This window comes from uncultured Kordia sp. (assembly GCF_947496985.1).
Lineage (GTDB): Bacteria > Bacteroidota > Bacteroidia > Flavobacteriales > Flavobacteriaceae > Kordia.
The window spans coordinates 594,048-619,072 of sequence record NZ_CANMEZ010000004.1 but is presented as its reverse complement, the minus strand read 5'-3'; the positions used below and the strand labels follow the sequence as shown (position 1 = coordinate 619,072).

General features: G+C 32.7%; 16 protein-coding genes. 12 read left to right on the top strand and 4 right to left on the bottom strand.

The window, feature by feature from the left end:
* The first annotated feature begins 290 nt into the window (after nucleotides 1-290).
* Nucleotides 291-1,205: an AraC family transcriptional regulator gene (locus tag Q0828_RS13795; RefSeq protein ID WP_298421982.1), complete on the top strand. Its 915-nt coding sequence runs from the start codon at nucleotides 291-293 to the stop codon at nucleotides 1,203-1,205.
* Nucleotides 1,206-1,268: 63 nt separating this feature from the next.
* Here the strand turns inward: Q0828_RS13795 and Q0828_RS13790 are convergent, their stop codons facing one another.
* The 3 genes from Q0828_RS13790 to Q0828_RS13780 all read right to left on the bottom strand — a co-directional run bounded on the left by Q0828_RS13790 (nucleotide 1,269) and on the right by Q0828_RS13780 (nucleotide 5,650).
* Complete coding sequence (locus tag Q0828_RS13790) at nucleotides 1,269-2,507, bottom strand: mechanosensitive ion channel domain-containing protein (protein ID WP_298421979.1); 1,239 nt, start codon at nucleotides 2,505-2,507, stop codon at nucleotides 1,269-1,271.
* Nucleotides 2,508-2,676: 169 nt separating this feature from the next.
* Entirely contained in the window at nucleotides 2,677-3,969 is a 1,293-nt protein-coding gene (locus tag Q0828_RS13785; RefSeq protein ID WP_298421976.1) for a hypothetical protein, read from the bottom strand.
* A gap of 10 nt (nucleotides 3,970-3,979) precedes the next feature.
* Nucleotides 3,980-5,650 (bottom strand): hypothetical protein, encoded by a 1,671-nt coding sequence (locus Q0828_RS13780; protein ID WP_298421974.1) that lies wholly within the window; start codon nucleotides 5,648-5,650, stop codon nucleotides 3,980-3,982.
* A gap of 243 nt (nucleotides 5,651-5,893) precedes the next feature.
* On the opposite strand from Q0828_RS13780, the gene Q0828_RS13775 reads away from it, so the two are divergent.
* A complete protein-coding gene (locus Q0828_RS13775) occupies nucleotides 5,894-7,858 on the top strand; it encodes a tetratricopeptide repeat protein (RefSeq protein WP_298421971.1) in 1,965 nt (654 codons plus the stop codon).
* 21 nt (nucleotides 7,859-7,879) lie between these two features.
* A complete protein-coding gene (locus Q0828_RS13770; protein WP_298421968.1) occupies nucleotides 7,880-8,545 on the top strand; it encodes a response regulator transcription factor in 666 nt (221 codons plus the stop codon).
* A 40-nt stretch (nucleotides 8,546-8,585) separates the two neighbouring features.
* Here the strand turns inward: Q0828_RS13770 and Q0828_RS13765 are convergent, their stop codons facing one another.
* Nucleotides 8,586-8,771: a hypothetical protein gene (locus tag Q0828_RS13765; protein ID WP_298421964.1), complete on the bottom strand. Its 186-nt coding sequence runs from the start codon at nucleotides 8,769-8,771 to the stop codon at nucleotides 8,586-8,588.
* A gap of 214 nt (nucleotides 8,772-8,985) precedes the next feature.
* On the opposite strand from Q0828_RS13765, the gene Q0828_RS13760 reads away from it, so the two are divergent.
* The 9 genes from Q0828_RS13760 to Q0828_RS13720 all read left to right on the top strand — a co-directional run bounded on the left by Q0828_RS13760 (nucleotide 8,986) and on the right by Q0828_RS13720 (nucleotide 24,737).
* Nucleotides 8,986-10,266: a hypothetical protein gene (locus Q0828_RS13760; RefSeq protein ID WP_298421962.1), complete on the top strand. Its 1,281-nt coding sequence runs from the start codon at nucleotides 8,986-8,988 to the stop codon at nucleotides 10,264-10,266.
* Entirely contained in the window at nucleotides 10,263-11,141 is an 879-nt protein-coding gene (locus Q0828_RS13755) for a hypothetical protein (RefSeq protein WP_298421959.1), read from the top strand. Before Q0828_RS13760 ends, Q0828_RS13755 begins: the two co-directional genes overlap by 4 nt.
* 61 nt (nucleotides 11,142-11,202) lie before the next feature.
* Nucleotides 11,203-12,066 (top strand): CsgG/HfaB family protein, encoded by an 864-nt coding sequence (locus Q0828_RS13750; protein WP_298421956.1) that lies wholly within the window; start codon nucleotides 11,203-11,205, stop codon nucleotides 12,064-12,066.
* A 19-nt stretch (nucleotides 12,067-12,085) separates the two neighbouring features.
* A complete protein-coding gene (locus Q0828_RS13745; RefSeq protein WP_298421952.1) occupies nucleotides 12,086-13,105 on the top strand; it encodes a FlgO family outer membrane protein in 1,020 nt (339 codons plus the stop codon).
* A gap of 122 nt (nucleotides 13,106-13,227) precedes the next feature.
* Nucleotides 13,228-16,023 carry a triple tyrosine motif-containing protein gene (locus Q0828_RS13740; protein ID WP_298421949.1) on the top strand — a complete coding sequence of 932 codons (2,796 nt, stop codon included), beginning with the start codon at nucleotides 13,228-13,230 and terminating at the stop codon, nucleotides 16,021-16,023.
* 251 nt (nucleotides 16,024-16,274) lie between these two features.
* Nucleotides 16,275-19,490, top strand: a complete 3,216-nt coding sequence (locus Q0828_RS13735) for a TonB-dependent receptor (protein WP_298421947.1) — start codon at nucleotides 16,275-16,277, stop codon at nucleotides 19,488-19,490.
* 11 nt (nucleotides 19,491-19,501) lie between these two features.
* The gene (locus tag Q0828_RS13730) at nucleotides 19,502-20,968 is read left to right on the top strand and encodes a RagB/SusD family nutrient uptake outer membrane protein (protein WP_298421944.1); all 1,467 of its coding nucleotides are present in this window, start codon (nucleotides 19,502-19,504) and stop codon (nucleotides 20,966-20,968) included.
* A 33-nt stretch (nucleotides 20,969-21,001) separates the two neighbouring features.
* Entirely contained in the window at nucleotides 21,002-23,092 is a 2,091-nt protein-coding gene (locus Q0828_RS13725) for a PKD domain-containing protein (RefSeq protein ID WP_298421941.1), read from the top strand.
* 13 nt (nucleotides 23,093-23,105) lie between these two features.
* A complete protein-coding gene (locus tag Q0828_RS13720; RefSeq protein ID WP_298421938.1) occupies nucleotides 23,106-24,737 on the top strand; it encodes a glycoside hydrolase family 16 protein in 1,632 nt (543 codons plus the stop codon).
* Nucleotides 24,738-25,025: the final 288 nt, after the last annotated feature.

Here is a 25,025-nt window from a genome sequence, read left to right as displayed (position 1 = left end):
TCACGAGCTGTTACATCGAGTGAATTTACGTTACAAATTTGCAACGAGATGTACTTTTAAACGTCATTGCGTGGAAGTAATAAAGCACTTGTATTAAGCACAGTCGAAATGATCAGTTGCTTTAAACAGCAATTGTGTTTTGTGATAGGCAGGCTGCCAAGTCGCAGACTTTTCGCAGTGACGTATTAAAACTCCTAACGTTTTATTTGATAACTAAATAAAGTATCTTTAACAAAGAAGAACCAAAAAACGAAGCGACCGAACACCCAAAAAAAACAAAAAAGGAAGCAATGAAACAACGAATGCATTTCAAAAAAATCAGTGATTACCACAGGTTTGCAAATATCGCTGCACCAAAACACCCGTTAATAAGTTTGATAGATTATAGCGAAGTGAAATATCCTTCAGATGTGGAAAACTTGCAATTGATAAAGGAATATTATACGATTGGACTCAAACGGAATTTAGCTTACAAATATTTTTATGGACAGCAAACTTATGATTTTGATGAAGGTGTGATGACGTTTGTTGCGCCAAAACAAGTTATGAGCTTGTCTAGCAATCCAAATATAAAACACAAACCTTCAGGGTATTTATTATTGATTCATCCTGATTTCTTGTGGAATTCAGGATTGGCGAATCAGTTACAGAATTATCAATTTTTTGGATATACGGTAAACGAAGCTTTATTTCTTTCGGAAAAAGAAGAACAACAAATCATTGAAATTCTAAAAAATATAGAGAAAGAATATCAATCGAATATTGATAAATTCAGTAGAGATATTATTATTACACAATTACAATTATTATTGAATTATGCGGAACGTTTCTATGAACGACAATTCATCACTCGAAAAATAGCTAACCATAAATTGTTAGAACAATTAGAAATTTTACTTCATGATTTTTTTACAGATGAAAAGGCCTTAGAAAAAGGATTGCCAACGGTACAATGGGTTGCGGATAATTTGCATTTATCGCCAAACTATCTCAGTAGTATGCTGAAATCCTTAACAGGGCAGAGCACACAGCAACATATTCATAACAAACTCATAGAAAAGGCAAAAGAACAACTGTCCACAACACAGCAAACGATTAGTGAAATTGCGTATAGTTTAGGTTTTGAACGTCCAGCCTCATTTACAAAACTCTTTAAAACCAAAACAGAAATGTCGCCTATGGAATTTAGAAAGATGTTTAACTAAGTGTTGCGTATTGTTTTGTAAATGTGTTGGTTCGTTGATTTGAGAATAGCGCGAAGTCGAAAACTACTTCGTCATGTTCAACTCATACGTTTCCAAATAAAAATACGGAACAGCCGCTAACAAATGATCAAAAATATCACCCATAATGTATTCGTAGTTTTTCCAAACCTTATCTTTACTAAACGCATAAATTTCTAACGGAACTCCTTGTGGTGTTTGCGGTAACTGACGACTCATAATCATCATATTCTCATTAATAGCAGGGTGTAACTCCAAATACGACTCTATATATTTACGAAATACACCAATATTGGTCAAATTACGTCCGTTAATTAAAATGGATTTATCAGTAGCTTTGGCTGTATTAAACTCTTCAATATCTTTTTGTCTGTGATCTAAATAATCAGCAATTAATTCAATCTTTTTTAATTCTTGTATTTCTTCATTACTGAGATAGTGAATGCTATGTGCTTTTAAAATAATAGCACGTTTGATTCGACGTCCGTCAGATTCATTCATTCCACGCCAGTTTTTAAACGAATCAGAAATCAAAGCATAGGTTGGAATAGTGGTAATGGTTTTGTCAAAATTTTGCACTTTTACCGTCGCTAAATTAATTTCAACAACATCACCATCAGCGCCATACTTTTCCATCGTAATCCAATCGCCAATACGCACCATATCATTCACGGCAACTTGTATGCTTGCTACAAAACCAAGAATGGTGTCTCTAAAAATTAATAAAATAACCGCAGATAAAGCTCCTAACGTAGTAATGAAGGTTACAATAGATTGTCCGGTAATTAATGAAAAAGCCATGACAAGTCCAATCATCCAAACAAAAATCATAAAGACTTGAATGTAACTATCAATAGGTTTATCTTTAAAAGAATTCAACGTTTTTAGGAAATCACGTAATGAGTTTAAAATACTACGGATAACGCGTATGAGTAGAATAACTAATACAATATCAATGAATACTAAAAAGCCACGTTGAAAATCAGGGAAGTCTGCAAATAAATAAGGTGAAGCTTGTTCTATGAGTAAAATAGGTATTACATGTGCAATGTTTTGCGGCAAGTTATTCTTAACTAAAAAATCGTCAAAATCGTTCTTTGTCTTTGGAGCAATTCTATTCGATACAGAAATTAGCATGCGTCGTACAATGAAATCAACAATAAAAGAAATGATCGTAATTGCTACGATACCAATTGTTACATTGATGTAAATAGCTGTTTCCTGACTATATCCTTCAGCTATTAAATAATCATATACAAAACGAAACCAATTTTTTCCTTCCATGGGAATGTATTTTTAGCAAAGATAGTCGCATTAAATGAATTATAATTATTCAGGTATAAAGAATACAAAAAGTCTAGGTATTTCTTAAAAACAAGAAACCTAGACTTTACCGACTAACGAACCATTATAGAATTCAATGTGTAATTGATAGCTATATTAGTTTTAAAGATTAGTTATTTTCTTTTTTTAGGAGGAGTACACTGGCAAGTTTGTTTACATTTCGTATCATAGACAACATCAGAAGGATGAGTGTAACAACTAATACACTGCCGATTGCAGAACAAATAGTCCAAAAACTATACAGGCGCCAGAAAGTTTTCTTTTGAACTTTGGCATTATATTCAAGCTGTGCATTTTTTATATCAGCCTGATATTTATTTTCTATGGAGTTGATGCGTTGCTGATAATTATTGTCAATAGTTCTAATTTGAGCTATTCGTTGTGCATTTTTACTTCTATAAACTTCATAAAAATATTGTAAAGCAACAGCTTCTTGCCCTTTTGAAACTTTTGGAAGCATTGTAATGAAATTTTGCGTAGTTTCTGTAAATGCTGATAAGTTATAATCGTAAAAGTTCAAATATTCACTTTTCAATACTTTAGCAGCTTGCAATCGATCTTCTTTTGTGAAATTTGGTAATATTTTAGTTTCAAAAGCAATCATACCCAAACCATCTTGCGGATTTTTTTTAATGAAATACGATTCATTATCAAATACTTGCGTGATATTTTCATCAAATAACGGAAGTAGTTTGGTTAAGTGTTCTATTGCGTTTATCGTTTCTACTTTATTTTTATTGAAGAAACTCAGTAATTTTTTTAAAATCAATTCACGATCTGTTGTATTAATTTTAGCTAAACATTGGTTATATGTTTTTAAGAGTTGATACTTTTCCTTGTAACTTTTAAAGCCCATGGCGTCAATTTTTGAAATAATTTGATCTTTGAGCCCTTGACTTAACACAACCCACTTGCGATATTTTTCATTTTTAGTTACATCATACTTTCGTTTTCCTTGCGGATATGTATAATAACCTTTTGGATTCCATAGACTACTGTATTTTTTTACAGGAATTAGTAATTTTAAGTTTGCGATTTCATTGTTGAAATTAGTAAGGTTTAAAGTGTCAACAATATCTTCAATAACATATACTTCTTGATTTACAGGAGGAGTATTTGCAATTTTGGTTTGCTCATCGAGTACTTTTTTGATCGCTTCTTTTTCTTTGGGTAATTTTTGTAGAACTTCTTTTGTAGTAACAGCTACTTGTTTTGGGTAACGTTGTTTTACTGGTGGCGCTGTTTTGACTACGTGTCTTTTACTACTAGGAATAAAACTCCATCCAATCATAATAACACCACCAATTAGACTTAAAAATAAAATAGAAATAATAACATGCCAAAACGATCGTGTGAAGCCATAGTAATAGTTGTTTTCTAGGTTTGTCAGTTTGTTTCCCATAGTCCTAAGTTTATTTTTTATTTTCTTTATATGCTTTTTTAAAGTTTTTTCTAAAAAAACGTTTCAATTTAAATGATTTAAAGGCACTTTCTATTGCTGCACTTTCCGATTTTGCATATGTATTTGCAACAGCATTGAATAGAGAGTTTACAATTTTGTCTGATTTATTAATTTTTTCAGTTTTGTTATATAATTCTTCATTTTTACGATTTGTTAAATACAATTGAAAGGCGATGTAAAAATGATATCCTTTTTCTTTGATGATAGGAGAGTTTTTATCAAGACGATTCTTTTTTCGTTCATGAATGGTTTCTTTTTTAGAAAGTTGAAGGTTTTGCACATAAATGAATTTATCAATCAATTGATACGGTGCATTAGATACACTACGAATAGGCTCAAAATAGGTGTCGAAAAGATATTTAAGTGTGTATTTTACTCGTTCGGTATTTGTGTTTAGAGTAAAAGTATCGTCCATGGCAAGAATGATAATTTCATCCGTAAACTTGTTTTTATAAGCAAATGTATTCGCCTGATTGATTCTGTTGGTTAGTAGATGTACTTTTTCAAAAGAGTCGCTCTGTATTTTTTCACCTTGCTTATAGGTATCAAATGTTTGGTTAAGACTTTCATTATTGTAATGAATCCAAACACCATCTTTCTGATCGTTTTTATAATTACCTTCCCATTCTTTTTTACCATTTGTATACGCTGTCTCTGAACTTTTGTATCCATTTGATAAATAAGTTAACCAAATACTATCCTTTATTTTATTGGTTAGAAATGATTCTGAAATTAGTTGTTCATTTTCATTGAATACTTGTATTTTTTCAGTTTTAAAATTATTAATAAACTCAGCATGTCTTGTTAACTTATTATTCTTGTATTTTTTCATGGATCGCAATTTTCCTTCTACATAGTCACGTTCAGAAAGGAATTCTCCAAGTTCATTTTTAGTGATTTGTTTGCCATGATATTGCTCATTTTTATGGCTTCTTTGTTTGAAAATTTCAGGTTCAGTAGTGTCAAAAAATGTTTTACTTACAGTTGTATGCGCATTTATATTGTATACTGTATGATTTTTTAAATTTCCAGATGCATAGTAAGATTTTTTGGTTGTAAGAATACCATCTGTATAACTACTTTCTAATCGTATTATTCCTTCCAAATCGTACTTAATGAAAGTGTTCGTCTGAATACCATTCGTAAAATATTCTTCGGTATTTACTTGATTATTTTCATACCAAGTTGTTGTTTTTCCATGTTTTAATCCTTGAGAATTATAATTTTTGATATGTTTTGGAGTTCCTGAAGCATAGTACAATTCATCTTTAATTACCGTACCATTATCATATATTTTAATTTTATGGATGTTACCAGTTTCAAAATAATATATATGCTTGCCAGTAGCTTTTCCTTTTGCATAATTGGATTCACCTTTAAGCTGACCATTCATAAACCAATAAGTACTGATACCATGGCGAACACCATCAACATATTCACATTTAGAAATACATTTGTTAGGTGTTAATGCTTCTTCTTTATACTCATATAAATTTCCAGAGAATGCTATCCCATTATAAATAACAGTATCATTTTTGAAAATGACTTCATCTAAAAAAGCATCATTTTGTGCCATCATTAGTTGACTGAATAATAATATAAAAAGTATTGCTTGCTTCATGTAATGATTGTTTTACTTGATAATGGAACTTTATAAGATTCCAGACTTACCTCATAGACGAATCTTGAAGTAGTTGATTTGTCAATATTATCAATCATTACTTTATAGTTCAATACGTAAATTCACGTATTTAAAAGTTTAACTTTCCTACTTTGAATATTTTAAATTACATTAGTGTTGTAAAAAAATAGTATGACAAACTGTTACAAGCACATTTTTTTCTTAATTCTCATTAGCTTTCAAATGAATGTTTTATGTGCAAATACAGCTTATAATGATACAGAACTCGATTCATTATTGATTAAAGCAAAAACACTAGAAGTCGCAAAAAAATATGAAGCTGCAATTTCTGCATATGAAGAAGCTTTAGTCATAGCTTCAAATTTAAATTTAGATGAGAATACAAGTTTTATTTATAATAAAATAGGAGTCATTTATTATAAAAAGAAAGAATATACAGTAGCGACAAAATATTTTAAACAGAGTATTCTTAATGATTCTACGTCCGTATATGCAGCTGACGCAAATTTTAACCTTGCATTATTATATCGAAAAAAGAAAGATAATAGCGCTTTGACATATCTAAATCGTTCCGTCTTAATGTATGAAGCTGAAGCAGATTCTTATAAAAAATTCAAAACATTTTCTAAAGCAGGTATTTTGTATAAAAATCATCATGATTATACAAATGCGATGAAGTATTTAATCCAAGCCTATAAAGGGTTTACAATACTAAATAAACCTCAAGATAAGGCAGGTGTTGCTAGAACAATTGCTATTATTCAGCGAACACTTGGCAGATTTGATATAGCGGAAATGTATTATAAAGAAGCTTTACGGTTATGGATAAAAGTTGGGAATCGTAAAAAGGTATCAGACGGACATAATAGTTTAGCAAATATATATAGTGAGCAATTAAAATCAGATTCTGCAATTTTTCACTACAAAAAAGCAATTGCACTGCGTACCGATTTAGGTGTACAAAAACATTTGGGTAGAATAGTACACAATTTGGGAGCCGTATACTATATGGACGACATTCAACGAGCAAAAAAAAGCTATGCGGAAGCATTACGATTAAAAAAAACAACAAAAGATTCAGTTTCACTTCCAGTTACTTATAATGAGTTAGCTATGATAGCTGTAGAAGAAAAACAGTACACGAAAGCAACTGCATATTTAGATAGTGCTTTTGTATATATAAAGGAAAACAAAATAAAAGATAACCTTAGGTTTTATGAAATAAAAAGTAACTATTACGAAGCGATAAACCAGCCTGAGAATGCATTGATATTTCAAAAAAAATATCAAAAATTAGTTAACGATTTGTTTCAAATAGAACGAGACGAGATTATTCAACAATACCAAGAACAACTTCAAGTATACCAGAAAGATCAAAAAATTGATGAGTTAATCATAAATACATCTTCATTAGAAGAAATGATTGAGAATCAGAAAAAATCCATTTTGTATAAAAACATAATGCTATTACTCTTAGGTTTTTTACTAATTATAAGTTTAGGAGTATATTTTTATTACAGACAACAACAAAAAATAAATCTACAACAACAAAAACTTGAAAAACTAGCCGCAACCTATCAAGGACAGGAAAGTATAAAAGAAAGTATTAGCAAGGATTTACACGACATTATTACGACAAGTTATGATGGTATTAGATTAAAAATATTAGCATTGTCAAAAGCCAAGGAGTATGATAAAATTAGTACTTCTATCATAAACGAAATCAAAGATGTAAACCAACAAATACGTTTGATTTCACATCGTTTATCACCTTTGCGAAGTAAAATAAAAGAAGCGACACTTACGGAAATCATAGTGTCGCAACTTTCAGAATTTCAGTATTATAGAAAGATATTTGTGCACTTGCAAATGCCGTTACCAACCATTTTGGATGAAATGAATCTATCTGATCAGACTAACTTTTACGGAATTTTTTTAGAAGCATTGCATAACATAGAAAAACATTCCCAAGCTACCGAAGTAAAGGTTTCACACAGGGTTACCAAAGACAGAATATTAGAATTTGATATTGCAGATAATGGTATAGGATTTAATGAAGAAAAAGCGACGAGTGGTATAGGTATTACAAATATGAAACAACGAATAAGTTTACTAAACGGTGATTTATTTATTATAAATACAAAAAAAGGAACCACAATACGTATTGCATTACAACTTAAAGAGTAGGAGCTAGATAAAAAAAGGCGTATGAAATCAAATTTAAAAATACTTGTAGTAGAAGATTCGCTAATATTTGCGCAAGGTATTCAGCTATTATTAGAACAACATCCATTAGTAGAAAAAACATTGCATAGTATTGATTACAAATCAACACTTGATATTTTGAAACAAGAAATCATAGACATTATAATATTAGATCTCAATTTTGAAACTAAAGAATACGATGGATTTACTATTGCAGACAAAGTAAAACAGTTATACCCTAAGATTAAAATCATGATTTTGACACAAAATACACGAATAGCGCATTATGAGAAACTTTTTAATGAACTTGATGTAGATGCATATTTGGATAAGCAATTAGGCGTAACAGAAACATTTGCGGCTATTGATGAAGTAGTCAATAATAGAAAATATATAGATTATAACATTTCTCAAATGCTAGAAATTGAATCATGGATGCGTGTTTCTAAGCGAGAAAATGACATTTTAGATAAACTTAGTAAAGGGAATATACAAAAAGAAATTGCAGATCAATTGTATATAAGTCCCAGAACGGTAGAAGTACATGTACGTAACCTATTTAAGAAATTTAAGGTTAAAAACGTAGCTGAATTAATGAGCAAATACATAAAATATAAAAATGCAAATAGAGAAAATATAGAAGACAGTACAGCTCCATTTAAAAGTTAAAACAAGCAGTGACATACTAGTAAGTCACTGCTGTTTATTACTAACTATTTGGTTCTAGTTCATCATCTTCTCCAGTTTCTTCAGGTGGCGGCGGAGTTTTCTCCGTTTCATCTTCAGTTGCTGAAAATTCTATTGTATCCTGTTGTTCATCAATTGGATCAGGCGTACAAGAAATCATTCCAGAAAAAATGAATATAGATAAAATACACATAATTAAATATCTCATGACACTAAGTATGATGCTGCTTTGGTAGCTAGAATTCCAGTAAGCAGCTATTACACAATGTGTCCTGCGCAAGACATTAGATTTAAGAGTATATGTTAACTGCTCTTAAACACTGGTGTAAAAGTATTTTAGAAAGCAACTTAAAGTTGATGTTTTCTTTGTTTTCAAGGGTTTTCGAACATTTTCTGGGGTTGTCTAACAAGAAGAATAGTATATGGATGTTAAACAAAAGCCATACTTGGCAAGCATTATAAAAAAGTATAATTGGCTATATGAAAATGATACTGCATTTTACCTGCACGACTTAAATGAAGGTATTGTAAAAGAAGAGTTATTTCAGTTGGTTCAAGTTTATGAAAAGTTGCCTGAAGAAGATCAAGTAATTTTAAAAAACTATATAGAAATTCAAGATAAGACTAAGTTGTTAGTAGAACTTACTAAAAAAGCTGAATCGCTTAGTAAAAATATAAGTCGACTACTATCGGGAAAAACACAAGATCCTCAAAAACGAGGTTTACTAAATATGTGTGCATTATTACTAAACATACAACCGCGTCCATTTGATAGAAATTATGATTATTCAAATATCAAACTAGAAAAAATTAGTAAACCTTCAAAAGCAAAATATAAGCAAAAAGAAACGGGCGAACGGAAAAGTAAATTCCATTTTAGTGTAATTGTCGTATTAGCCATTGTTGCAATCTCTTTCTTTTATACAATATGTATACAGAATACTAATAAATCTAGTAGTCCAATTACAATACATACTAAAAATTTCACAGTAAGTGATATTAATAGAATTTTCCCTGATACTACAACAAAATTCTTTGATACTGATCAGCAACCTATAGTTTGGTACACAACGCATAACAATGAACCAGAATTTTACAATACTGCCGGATTGCATCCAACATCAGGAAAACAACTAAAACCTGTAAATAAAGAAGTCATAAGAGAGTTTATAGTACTGAACAGTGGTGTAATAAATGACGGAAAAGAGAATACGAACGATACAACAACAACTAGACAACGAAACAAAAATACTACTGCTGTTTCTTTAAACACATCAGTTGTAAATACAAAAGAACACAAAGAGTTGAGTGTATTTATATTCGATTCAATTTCAAACTTAGAAACAGATTTCACTACGCATCTTAAGGAACAGTTAGGGAAAGATTATGTTATAACACAACAATTAATTCCAACAAATCAACTGACTAAACAACGCATTGCAACACTATTTCAAGGAGATGTTAAAAAACTAAGTAATGATTTGCACAAGTATACAGATTACCTATGTATTGGAAAAGTGACATATGAATTTAAGCAAAGTGCAGTACTAAAAACGAAACAAATATGTACACTTTCCATACAATATACTATTACAGATGTAAACACAGGAACCATTATAAAATCATATTCAAATTCAATTACAGGAAATGGTTCTACTAAAAGCATTGCAAAACGAAATACCATTAAAAAAATTACATTATGAAAGACATCATTTTATTAATAGGATTTAGTGTAATCATATTTTATACACAATCAGTTACTGGACAGGATAGGGATTACGACATTGATATGATCAATTTGGCTCATAAAACAATCAATAGAGTTAAAAAAGAAAATAAACTAGTAGTAGCCGTCTGGTTTTTTCATAACACTAAAGGTGAAAAAACAGAATTAGGAGATTTTGTTGGGAGAGATTTTTCAATATACTTTACAAACATAGCTCAAAAATTGGAAGTGGTTGATAGGAATCATATCGAACAATTGAGCGCAGAACATCAATGGAATGAAGAAGGTTTTATTGATCCAGCAACAGCAAAAGAAGTAAATAAATTAGTAGCAGCTGATGCCATTATAACAGGAACCGTAGATTATAATCTACATCACCTGCGTGTACGCATAAAAATAATAGATACAGAAACTGGAAAACAAATAGGTGCAGCCATAAAGAATATTCGAATAGATGGAAGCTTACAATTTATACTAAATAAAGAATACAAAAAAGATACATCAAGTGAATTAGCGGCAAAAGGAATCTTGATCCCAGAAAAACAAAATGATCCAAGACTAACCACTGAAGAATGCGAAAAAGCAAAAATTGGCGATTACTGCTTTTTAAATAATACGAGTGATACACTTGTAGTCACAGTAAAAGGTGAAATGAAGAATGGAAGAAATTATAAAACTACAATAAGTAAAACGCTCAAAATAGTTCCTTATCAGAATGCTTGTTTATTTGATATGAAAGCTAGTACATATGACTTTATGATTTATAGAAATAAAATTCAATGGAGAGGGGAACTAGTGCAAGGGACAATAAAAGTGAGAAAATGTAAATCATTTACATACACAATTGAATGATTATAAAATTAAAACAATAACAAATATTCTCTGAATTAAACGAATTAAAAATAGTTACAAGATGAAAAAAATTACACTCCTAATATTTTTACTAGCAATAGGATACACGCCTGTTGTTTTTAGCCAAGATACTGGTTATGATAAAGACATGATAAGTTTAGCTAACCAAGCAGTTACAAAAATTAAAAAAGAGAATACACTTGTAGTTGCAGTATGGTTTTTTCATAATACCAAAGGTAAAAAAACAGACGTTGGAGATTATATAGGGAGAGATTTCTCAGTACACTTTACTAATGTTGAAAAAAGCTTTGAAGTAGTTGATAGAGATCATATAGAACAACTCAGCGCAGAACATCAATGGAATGAAGAAGGTTTTATTGATCCGGCAACAGCAAAAGAAGTAAATAAATTAGTCGCTGCCGATGCCATTGTAACTGGTACAGTTGATTATACATTACATCATTTGCGTATACGTATAAAAATAATAGATACAGAAACAGGAAAACAAATAGGAGCAGCTATAAAAACGATACGATTAGATGAAAGCCTAAAAAATATTTTGAGTGAAGAATACGAAAACAGAAAAGTTAAGACTTCTAAAAGGAGAAGAGTATTAGAAGTAGAAGATGAAAATGATCCACGTACAACCAATGAAGATTGCGAACGACTAAAAACAGGCGATTATTGTTTTAAGAATAATACAAAATATGTATATCAAATACAGGTTTTAAATTTTAATGGAAGAAATACAGCTCCTAGAAATATGACAATTAAACCCGGGCAAAATAGTTGTTTATTCAATATTCCGGAAAAAAATTATTCGTTCAAAGCAAATATACTAGAAGGAATTGTATCGTATTTACAAGATAGTGGAACATTTAGCGTAAAAAAATGCCAATCAATTACATATGTAATTGAGGATTAATAATACTAACACAGACCTTATGAAAACAATTACTCAACTAGTATTACTACTATTTTCTGGATTAATTTTTAGTCAAGATAGTGAGTACAATAAAGATATGATACAACTAGCCAATCAGGCAGTAGCAAAAGTTAATCAAAAACAAAAATTGGTAGTTGCTGTATGGTTTTTTCACAATACCAAAGGAAAAAAAACAGAGCTTGGCGATTATGTAGGAAGAGATTTTTCCGTTCATTTTACCAATGTAGATAAAAATTTCGAAGTAGTCGATAGAGATCATATTGAACAACTCAGCGCAGAACACCAATGGAATGAGGAAGGATATATTGATCCAGCTACAGCAAAGGAAATAAACAAATTAGTAGCAGCAGATGCCATTGTAACAGGAACAGTCGATTATACTTTGCATCATTTGCGCATACGTATAAAAATTATAGATACAGAAACGGGTAAGCAAATTGCAGCAGCTATAAAAACAGTGCGTCCAGATGAAAGCTTAAAAAGTATTTTAAGTGAAGAATATGAAAATAGAGAAGTAAATACGCAAAAGAACAAGCGTGTTATTGTAGTTGAGGATGAAAATGACCCAAGAACAACCAATGAAAACTGTGAACGCTTGAAAACTGGTGATTACTGTTTTCAGAATAATAAAGAACAGCCATATTTTGTGCAAATCATTGATAAAAAATCTAGAATGCCCGTTGAAAATCTTATCATTAATTCAGGGCAAAATGCTTGTGTGTTTAATATACCAGAAAAAATATACTTGTTTACAGCAAAAGTACATAATATGATAACGGTTGATTCTCCAATAAAAGGAATGATAAAAGTTGAAAAATGTAAATCTTTTACGTACGTAATTGGTGATGAAAAAAATGTAAATTCAAAAAACAAAAAAGAAAAGCAACAACCAAAAACAAAACCAAAGCGCAAAAAAACAGAAGAAGTAATTTTAGATGTATTGGATTATATTATTCAGAAACGAAAAAATAAAAGTGAAATAGCACATCCTTTAAAAAAAGAAGAACTAAAACTATAAAGCTTATAAAATCGAAAATTATATAATTTTAGTAGTGATCTAGCCTAAAAAAATAAAGAATTCGCAAAAGTTGTTTAAAAAAATAGCCGTATTTTTACATTAACCACAAACCCGAATAGTCTTTGCGAACCCTTATAAATGTATTTTTTGTACTGCTTTTTAGTTTTTCCTTTGCACAGGAATTACCACCGATACTAAACTACACACCCAAAATATATAACGCCGATAATCAAAACTGGATGCTTTCGCAATCTGATGATTCGTATATGTACATTGCGAATAATAAAGGATTGTTAGAATATAATGGTGCGCAGTGGAAACTCTACAAAACGTCAAATGAAACCATTATGCGTTCGGTAAAAGTAATTGGTGATAAAATCTACACAGGTTGTTATCAAAACTTTGGCTGTTGGATTCGAAATGATAAAGGAATTCTAGAATACACATCTTTAAACGATAAGTTTAAGGTTGAAATGATGGAAGATGAGCAAATCTGGAATATCATTCACTTAGACAAATGGGTACTTTTTCAATCATTAAACAGCATCTACAGTTTTCATACGGAAACAAAAACATTCAAAACCATTAGAGTTGATAATATTCTAACGAAATTATATAAAATTGATGGCGAACTCTTCTTTCAAGTATTAAATGAAGGTTTATACAGTATACAAAATGGTCAGAAGAAATTAGAAAGTGACAATTCAATTCTGAAAAACAATCGTATTGTTGGATTTTTCCCAAATGGAGACAAAAAAATAATCATTACACGTAATAATGGTTGGTTTACTTATGATGAAGGAAAATTAACGCCAATTCAGTTACCATATCAACAACAGTATAACCAAAAAAGTATTTATACCAGTATTCAATTATTGGATGGTGGTTTTATACTTGGAACAATTGCAAAAGGAATTTTGCATGTATCTAAGGAAGGCGAATTGCTGCATCAAATAGATCAGGGAAAAGGATTGGGCGATAATACAGCACTTTCATTATTTGAAGATGTAGATGGTAATGTTTGGGTTGGGTTAGATAATGGAATCGATTGCATCAACAGAAAAGAACCTTTCAAATACTTTGCAGATCAAAAAGGACGCTTAGGAACTATATACACATCCATTATTCATAATGGGTATGTCTATTTAGGAACGAATCAAGGATTATTCTATAGAAAAGAAAATACAAAAACGGAATTCAAATTTATAGAAGGCACTAAAGGACAAACCTGGTGTTTGCGAATCATTAATGATGAATTATTCTGTGGACACGATTCAGGAACTTTTCTTATAAAAGACGGCAAACAACAAAAAATAGGAAATATACTTGGAGCGTGGGACATAAAAACGATTCCCGGGAAAAAAGACGTATTCATTCAAGGAAACTATGACGGATTGTACATATTTAAGAATGAAAATAATACCTGGCAGTTTAGTCACAAAGTAGAAGACTTTAATATATCATCCAAACATTTTGAATGGGTTTCTCCATCTAAAATATTGATGAATCACGAGTACAAAGGTGTATATGAATTGGATATAAGTAGCGATTACGAACGTGTAACAGCTTTTAAAAAAAATGATTCAGTTCAAAAAAGCTCTAATTCAAGCTTAATACAATTCAATAATACGATCTATCAAGCCAATAAGAATGGTATTTTTGGATATGATATTGAAAGTGCTACGTTTCAAAAGGATTCCATCTTAAGTACTATTTTCCAAAACGATGAATACACTTCAGGAAAATTAGTAGTAGATAATTTAGGCTACTTATGGGCTTTTACAAAAAATTATATCAACTATGTAACACGTGAAAAACTCAACGGAAATTTTAAAGTAAATAAAATAGCTATCCCTCAATCGTTGCGAAACGAAATGAAAGGTTATGAAAATATTGCACATCTAACAGGGAAAAATTATCTATTAGGTACATCTGACGGATACATTACCATCGATTTAGATGCCATGCATTTAATAGACTATAAAGTTGCTATCAATACTATAACGAGTAATACACTTGCAGGCGGAAGACATAAAATTCCATTAACAGAAGAAGGCGATTTTAAAGCGAAAGAAAACTTTTTAGCCTTTATGTATAGCATTCCTGCTTACAATAAATATGAAGTGGCAGAATACTCATATCACTTAGATGGTTTATATGAAGGATGGAGTGAATGGAGTACAGGTGCCGAAGTTACTTTTGAAAATTTACCACATGGCAATTATATATTTAAAGTAAAAGCACGAATCAATAATAGAGAAACGGTAAATACGGCAAGCTATACATTTGAAATAAATAGACCTTGGTTTTTATCAAACTTGGCAATAGCTATCTATGTAATACTAACGGTATTACTTTTTACGGGATTAAATAGTTTCTACAAACGCTATTACAGAAAACAACGTGAACGTTTATTAGAAAGAACAACGCGTGATTTAGCATTAAAAGAATTAGAAGCACAAAAAGAAATCATACAATTAAAAAATTCACAATTAAACAGTGATATCGAAGCAAAAAATCGTGAATTGGCAATTGCTACGATGAATATGATTAAAAAGAACGAAACGCTCAATAGTATAAAGCAAGAACTCAATAAGCAAAAAGGAGAACAAAGCGTAACGCCTGTAATTCGTTTGATTGATAAAAATATCAACAATGCAGAAGATTGGAAATTCTTTGAAGAAGCGTTCAATCATGCAGATAAAGATTTCTTCAAGAAAGTAAAAGAACTACATCCGCAACTTACGGCAAATGATCTTCGTTTGTGTGCATACTTACGCTTGAATCTTTCATCAAAAGAAATTGCTCCACTTTTAAATATTTCAGTACGAAGTGTGGAAATAAAAAGATATCGTTTGCGTAAAAAAATTAGTTTAGCTCGCGAAATCAACTTAAATGATTATTTTCTCAACTTATAAACAGTACAACATTTCTAAAATTTACTACAACATTACCACAACAATAACGTTGTAGTTGCCTTTTACATGCTTCAAAAATTACATTTTATCAAAAAGTTTATGTATTGATGATGCTGTAGTATAGTTGGGTTTATATTGTTAATCTGCTAATAAATAAGGTGTTTTTTTGCGATGTATGCTTTTTGTATAGGTGTTTTTTAAGGAATCGTTAACAATTGTAAATAAATTGTTATCACTAAAAAATCAACTATATGAACCGATATTTAATCATGCTTTCGCTGATGCTGTCCTCGATTTGGACGTATGGGCAAAACCTTGAGATAAAAGGAAAAGTGTTGGAAGAAGGAACCAACATGCCGCTTCCGAGCGTAAATGTCTTAATTAAAAACACAAATAAAGGAACTGCCACCGACTTTGATGGACTCTTTACTTTGAAAGATGTGCCTTCAGGAAGTACACTTGTGTTTACTTCTATTGGATTTGCAGCACAAGAAATTGTAGTAACTTCCAATAAAGAATTAACCATTATCATGACAGAAGATGCAGAATCGTTAGAATCTGTTGTTGTCATCGGATATGGTTCACAACGAAAAGAATTAGTTACAGGTGCATATACAAGTATTGCAGCTGAAAAAATTGTAGAGGCAAATCCTGCCCGAATTGAAGAAGCATTGCAAGGAACTGCTGCGGGAGTTCAGGTAAATGCGAATTCTGGTTCACCAGGTTCAGGACTCAACATTCGTATTCGAGGTATTACTACAAACGGAGACAACAGTCCATTGGTAATAGTAGATGGTGTAAATATCGGAACCGACTTAAGTGTAGTTGATCCAAATGATATTGAAACACTAGACATTATAAAAGATGCAAGTTCGGCAATCTATGGAGTGCAAGCAGCAAACGGTGTGATCTTAATTACAACCAAAACAGGAAAGAAAGATACAAATACAAAGTTTTCGTATAACTCATTCTATTCTATTCAAGAAGCTTCCAATACATTAAACCTAATGAATGCTTCAGAATATGCAGTATATGTAAACGAAGCTGAAATTGCAGACGGAAACGCATTGCCATTTCCAAACCTACAAGGATTAGGTACAGGAACCGATTGGCAAGATGAATTATTTGGTTCAGCACCTATATTCAGTCACAGTTTAAGTGCTACAGGAGGTTCTGAAAAAGTAACGTACGGATTCAGTGGAAGTTATTTTGGACAAGAAGGTATCATTGCAAGTGACAAATCAAACTTTAATAGATGGACATTAAAAAACAATTTAAGTGTCGATCTTACAGATAAATTCAAACTGAGTACATTCTTACTCTATACAAATATCAAGCGTAAAGTAATTCCAGAAAGTGGACGTGGCTCTGCATTGTACTATGCAGCAAATGCTTCGCCGTTAACACCAATATTTGACGGAACAGACGGAGGACCTTCAAGAGGTTTTTCATACATTGGACAAGAACAAGGAATTGAAATTATCAACCCTTTTGCATTAATCAACAATACATTTAATGAAACGAAAGTAAATCGTTTTACAGGAAAAATTGAATTGGCGTATGATATCATTGAAGATATGAAAATAACTACCCGATTCAACTTTAACTATGCAGATGTAGTTGGCCGTGCATACTTTCCTTTACAATACTACGGACCTGGAAAAGTAGTGAATAACGTAGCAGTTGAGAACAATCAATTTGTAGTAGATACAAATGATAACGATCAAAGAGATTTATACAGTACAGTAGTTGAAAACACAGAAAACTTCTTCGATTACACTTGGGAAACGTTCTTAGATTACAAAAGATCATTTGGAGACCACAATTTTGCAGGATTATTAGGAGCTTCGATGCGAAGTGAGCAATACGACGGAATATTTGCCTCTGGATTTTTAGTAAATGGACCCGATACTTGGAGTAATGCGTTTTTAAGTAATACACAATCAACGATTTATGATGAAAACATTCAATTTGTACGTGATGAAAACGGAAACCTACAATTTAATGCCAATGGTGATCCGTTAGTAGATAATCAAAGTGTAACTAGAAGTGTAAACAGCAGAACTGGAAATACAGGTAGAAATGAAGACAGATGGTATTCACTATTTGGAAGAATTCAATATGACTATCAAGGCAAATACTTATTATCAGCATTGGTGCGTAGAGATGCTTCTACACGTTTTGGACCGAATGATCGATTTGGATACTTCCCATCAGTTTCAGGAGGTTGGGTTTTATCCAAAGAAGACTTTTTCAAATCAGAAGCAATTACAAGCTTAAAATTAAGAGCAAGTTGGGGAATCACTGGTAATGACAAAATTGGTCGTTACCGATGGTTAGGATTTTTACAAGGTGGAGGCGCAGAAGCGACCTATCCTTTTGATGATAATCTATCTATTGGAAATGCTATTGGCGCACTTGCCAATCCAAACTTAAAGTGGGAAACCAACAGACAAGTAAATATTGGTGTAGATGTAAGTTTATTTGATAGTAAACTAGATGTAACAGTTGATTATTATAATAAACGTACAAAAGACTTACTACTCGTACCTGAAGTATCTGGTATTTTAGGATCTACAGCAGGAGGAAGTTCGCCACCAGTAATTAATGCAGGAACGATTGAAAATAAAGGTATTGACTTAACAATTAATTACAGCTACGATTTTTCAGATGATTTTAATATAAGTGTTGGATACAACTTAACAAGTATCAATAATAAAGCATTACAAGTAAACAATGCGGCAGGTTTTATACCAGGTGGATTATTTGGTTTAAACCAAACAACATCAAGATTCCAAACAGGATTGCCAATTGGAGTATTCTTCGGATTACAAACAGATGGAATCTTCCAGAATCAAGCAGAAATAGACGCACATGCTACACAGCCAGATGCACAACCAGGAGATATTCGTTATGTTGATGTTGATGGTGATGGAGTTGTAGAATTTGGTAGTAGTGATGATCAAGCTGTGATAGGTAACCCAATTCCAGATGTTACCATGGGATTCAATTTAAACATGAATTATAAGCAATTTGATTTTGGAACAACGTTATATGCTTCTATCGGAAACGATATTGCTAGAAGTTATGAGCGTTTTCTAACCTACAGTAACAAGCCCACATTATACTTAGATCGTTGGACAGGACCAGGAACATCAAATTCAGTTCCGAGAGCATCAACAAATGCAGCAAATAACTTCTTATTCTCAGATTTCTTTGTAGAAGACGGATCGTATTTACGAATTCAAAACATTCAAGTAGGATACTCTTTGCCAAAATCAGTACTAGAAAAAATTCACTTGGACAGATTCAGATTATATGTAGCGGTAAACAATGTACACACATTTACAAAATACCAAGGGTTCAACCCAGATGTGTCCAATGCAAGCCCATTAGGTGCAGGAGTTGATTTAGGACAATATCCACTAGCAAGAACATTTACAACAGGAATAAACGTATCATTTTAAAAAGATAGCATATGTATAATAAGATAACAAAAATAGCAATAGCGTTCATCATAATTATGGGTATCCAATCTTGTGATGAATACTTAGAAGTACTGCCAGAAGGTCAGGAAAACTCAGAAAACTTTTTCAATAGTGAACAAGACTATCAAGATGCATTGGTAGGAGTATATGATTTACTATCAACTACATACTTAAACAATATTTTAGGTGAAATTGCCTCTGATAATAGTTTATGTGGAGGAGAAAATCCAACGGATGTATTAGATTGGCAACAAATTGATGACATGACACATACGCCAGATAATGGTGCGTTGCGAAACATATTTCAATGGATGTATGCAGGAATAAGTAGAGCAAATTACATTGTAGAATTTCAAGATAAAATCAATTTTGATGGAAAAGAAGAACTACTTGCAGAAAACCTATTCCTAAGATCATACTATTATTTTGAATTAGTGAAATTTTTTGGAGATGTGCCAATGTATACAGACGGAAGAATCACAATTGAAGAATCACAATCAATTGATAAAACGCCAGCAGCAGCTATATATGCACAAATAGAAATGGACTTGATCAATGCGATTCCATTATTACCTTGGCAACAAGCACAAAGCGGAAGAGCTACCAAAGGCGCAGCGTGGGCATTACTAGGTAAGATATACTTATACCAAGATAAATTTACAGAAGCAGCACAAGCATTTAATGAAGTAATTAATTCAGGACAATATCAATTAGTTCAAAACTTTAGCACAATTTTCTTAAACAGTAATGAAAACAATCAAGAATCAGTATTTGAAATACAATATTCTGGTTCACAGGATGGTGCAAGTTTTGGTTGCTTTCAATGTGTAGAAGGAAATGTAGCTGTCGGATTCATGGGACCACGTTTTCAAGGCGGAAACTTTAGCCCATACGGATCAGGATTTAGTTTTAACATTCCTGTACAAGATGTAGTTGACTTATATCAAGCAGCAGACACACGTTTAGCGGCAACGGTTTTAGACATGAATGCATTTGTAGCAGCACGTCCAGATGTAACCTTTACGGAAGGTTCTGAACACACAGGTTTTTTCAACCTAAAATACATTCCATATGCAGATGACAATGTATTGCCAGATGCAAACATTAATCGTAGTAACAATTACAGAGCAATACGTTATGCAGATGTATTACTAATGGCAGCAGAAGCAAACTTGCGTGCACCAACAGCAATTGCAAATCCGCAAACATTCTTAGATGCCATTCGTGACAGAGCATTTGGAGACACAAACAACAGAATAACTGCAACCTTAGAAAACGTATTAGCAGAAAGAAGACGTGAATTAGCAGGAGAAGGACATCGTTTCTTTGATCAAGTTAGAACAGGGCAAACAAGCTCAATTCCTGGGTTTACAACAGGGAAAAACGAATTATTTCCAATTCCAAGAATCGAAATTGAATTGGCAGGGAATCGTTGGGAACAAAATGCAGGATATTAATTGTTAGAAAAAGAAAATAACACACAATACAAGATGAAAATAATAAAATATGTATTCAGTTTATGTCTCGTTGCACTGTTGATATACAGTTGTGGAGAAGACGACAATACCGATTTTGTAGAAACAGCGAAAGCACCTGCAAATTTATCGGCATTAGTAAATATAACGCAAGACAATACAGGTTTGGTGAAAATAACACCGCTTGGAGAAGGAGTTACAACATTTGATATCGATTATGGAGATGGTTCTGAAGGAGTAGCAGACGTGATGCCAGGAAACTATGTAGAACATACATATCTAGAAGGCACATATCAAGCTGTACTAACAGCAAAAGGATTGAATGGTGCTACAACTTCGCTTACACAAGAAATTGTAGTATCGTTTCAAGCACCACAAAACTTAGTGGTAACTATAGAAAATGATCCAGGAATTTCTAAACAAGTAAATATTACGGCAACAGCAGATTTTGCGATGACAAATGTAATTAACTTTGGAGACGGAAGTGAAACAGTTTCAGGAAACATAGGAGAAACAATCTCTTATATCTATACAAATCCTGGAACCTACACAATTACTGTAGAAGCTATGGGTGGCGCAATTGCCACAACAACATATACGGAAGAATTTGAGGTAACGGCAATTGTACAGCCATTAGCAGCTGCACCAACGCCGCCAGTAAGAAACCCTGCGGATGTAATCTCTATATTCAGTGCAGCCTATGATGATGTAGCTAACACGAATTATTTCCCAGATTGGGGACAAGGAAGTCAAGGAAGTAGCTGGGCAATGTTTGATTTAGGCGGAGACGAAATGTTACAATACGTAAACATAAGCTATCAAGGAATTGCTTTGGCAGATGGAACATCTGTAGATGTTTCAAATATGGAGTTCTTACATGTAGATGTTTGGACAGCTGATGTAGTCACAGATCTTGAAACATCATTAATAAACGGACCAAGTGGAGCAACAGAAGCACCAGTAACACGTCCGTTAACAGCAGATTCATGGACTAGTATTGAAATTCCAATCTCAGAATATACAGATCAAGGATTATCAGTAAATGAAATCTTTCAACTAAAATTTGTGGGAACACCTTGGGCAGCTGGTACTGTATTTATTGATAATATCTATTTCTATAGAGAAGCTACAGGACCAAGTCCATTAGTAGGAACATGGAAAGTAGCACCAGAAGCTGGATCATTAGCAGTAGGACCATCACCGGGTTCAGGACAATGGTTCTCTATCAGTGATGCACAAGTTGCAGAAAGAGCATGTTATTATGACGATACCTATGTATTTGATGCCAATGGTTCGTTTAGCAATATATTAGGAGCAGACACTTGGATTGAAGGGTGGCAAAGTGGAAGCGGAGACGCTTGTGGAGCAGCAATTGCACCACACGACGGATCAGCATCAGCAACATTTATACATGATGAATCTGCAGGAACTGTAACCATAAATGGAGCAGGTGCATATATAGCTTTACCAAAAGCAAACAATGCAGGTGAATTACCAGGAGTACCAGTACCTTCGTCAATTACCTATACCGTTACTTTTATTGATAACGATACAATAACTGTAGGAGTAGAAGCAGGTTCAGGCGTGTTTTGGACATTCAAACTCGTACGAGACAGTGCGCCAGTTTCACCATTGGCAGGTTCATGGAGCATAACTCCAGAAGCTGGATCATTAGCGGTTGGTCCAACAGCAGGATCAGGAGAATGGTTCTCTATAAGTGATGCACAGGTTGCAGAAAGAGGATGTTTTTATGATGATGAATATGTATTCAATAACGACGGATCATTTACAAATGTATTAGGAACTGATACTTGGATTGAGGGTTGGCAAAGTGGTAGTGGAGATGCTTGTGGAGCGCCAATAGCACCACACAACGGAACTCCAGGAACATTTATCTATGACGATACAGCAGGAACCGTAACACTAAATGGAGTAGGGTCGTACTTAGGAATTCCGAAAGCGAACAATGCAGGGGAACTTTCAAATTCAGCAGATGCACCAGGCTCAATAACATACGGAGTAACCTTTATTGATGATAACAATATTACAGTAGAAATAGAAGCAGGTTCAGGCGTATTTTGGACGTTTAAACTAACAAGAAATTAATACATACAAACAGATGAAAAATTTTAAATACATACTCACATCACTTTTGGGGATTCTGTTACTAACAGTTAGTTGTCAGGATGATGAAGCAACTGTGGGCGATTTGCTAACACCAACCAATTTGCAAGTTACAGCAACTATTGTTGGACAAGATGCAAATAATCCTAATGGAGATGGTAGCGGAGTTGTAAGCTTTAACGCTTCCGCAGATGATACAATTTCATATCGATTTGTATATGAAGGAAATGAACAAACAAATTCTGTAGGAGAAGCTTCATTCATATTCTCAAACTTAGGTGTAAACTCATATACAGTTACTGTAATAGCATACGGAACTGGAGGAAATGCTACATCAACTACGATAACAGTTGAAGTATTAGCAACTTATGCACCACCAGCAGAATTAATAGATAAATTAGTAGGAAATGGTTCAAGATCATGGAGAATCAAATCTGAACAACAAGGGCATTTTGGTTTAGGACCAGTAGGCGGAACTGTTCCAACAGAATGGTACGGTGCAGGACCAGATGAAAAAGCAACTGTAGGAATGTATGATGATAGATATGTCTTCAACTCAGATGGTACATTTACGTTTGTAACAGACAATACAAATGATGATCCTACAATGGATACATCAGGAACTGTATTTGGTCGTGACGGATTAATCAATGAATTAGGTGGATCTGGCGGAACTATAAACGGTGCCGATGTTGAAAACTTACCATTCAATGACTTCAGTGAAACATGGGCATTAATTGCGCCAGGCGGTGTAGAAACAATTACCCTTACGGGAGATGGATTCATCGGATATTACACTGGTGGAGCTCATACTTATGAAATATTTGATCGTTCTGTACCAAATGAATTAATACTAAGAACTACGGATGGAAATGGAGAATTTGATTGGTGGTTTATTATTACATCAGCTGAACCATCATCAGGAAGCAATTTTCAAACACAGTATAACAACTTAGTTTGGGAAGACGATTTCAATACAGACGGAGCTCCAGATGCTGCCAACTGGACATACGATCTTGGTGATGGTGGCTGGGGAAATGGTGAATTACAAGAATATACTAATGCGTCTGAAAATGTTACCATTGAAGATGGAATGCTAAAAATTACAGCAATAAAAGATGGGAGTGGTAACTATACTTCTTCAAGATTAAAATCTGAAAACCTTTACGAATTTACCTATGGTAGAGTAGAAGTACGCGCCAAATTACCAGCTTCGCAGGGTACATGGCCAGCTATATGGATGTTAGGAGCAAATTTTGATACAGTCGGATGGCCAGTATGTGGAGAAATTGATATCATGGAACAAAAAGGACAAGATAAAAATACGGTATTAGGAACAGTGCATCATCCAGGTGTTTCACCGGGAGCAGGAGATGGGGCAACAACTTCTTTACCAACATCAACAACAGAATTTCATAATTATACTGTAGAATGGACAGCTACAGAGATCATATTCTTAGTAGATGACTTTGTATTTCATACGGTAACAAATGATGCAACCTTACCTTTCAACAATGATTTCTTTCTTATTCTAAATGTTGCAATGGGAGGAACACTTGGTGGAGACATTGATCCTGCATTTACACAAGACACAATGGAAATTGACTATGTTAGAGTATATCAATAAGTAATTTATTTTGATAAGCTATTAAAACTTGTCAGCAACTTTGTATTTCTTTCATGTCGATGAAATACAAATGATGGCAAGTTTTTTTATTTAAATTGGTATCGGTAATGCATCGTTTTCATTCCAAAAATAGGTTTTTAAACAACGACATCGATTGCGTAAAATATGTGAAAAATATCTCAAATACGCGATAAAGTTCAAATTTAGATCATTAAACACATACAACAGACGATACAATGATTACAACATTACCACAACATCATTCTAAATACTTGAAAAACAGTAGTT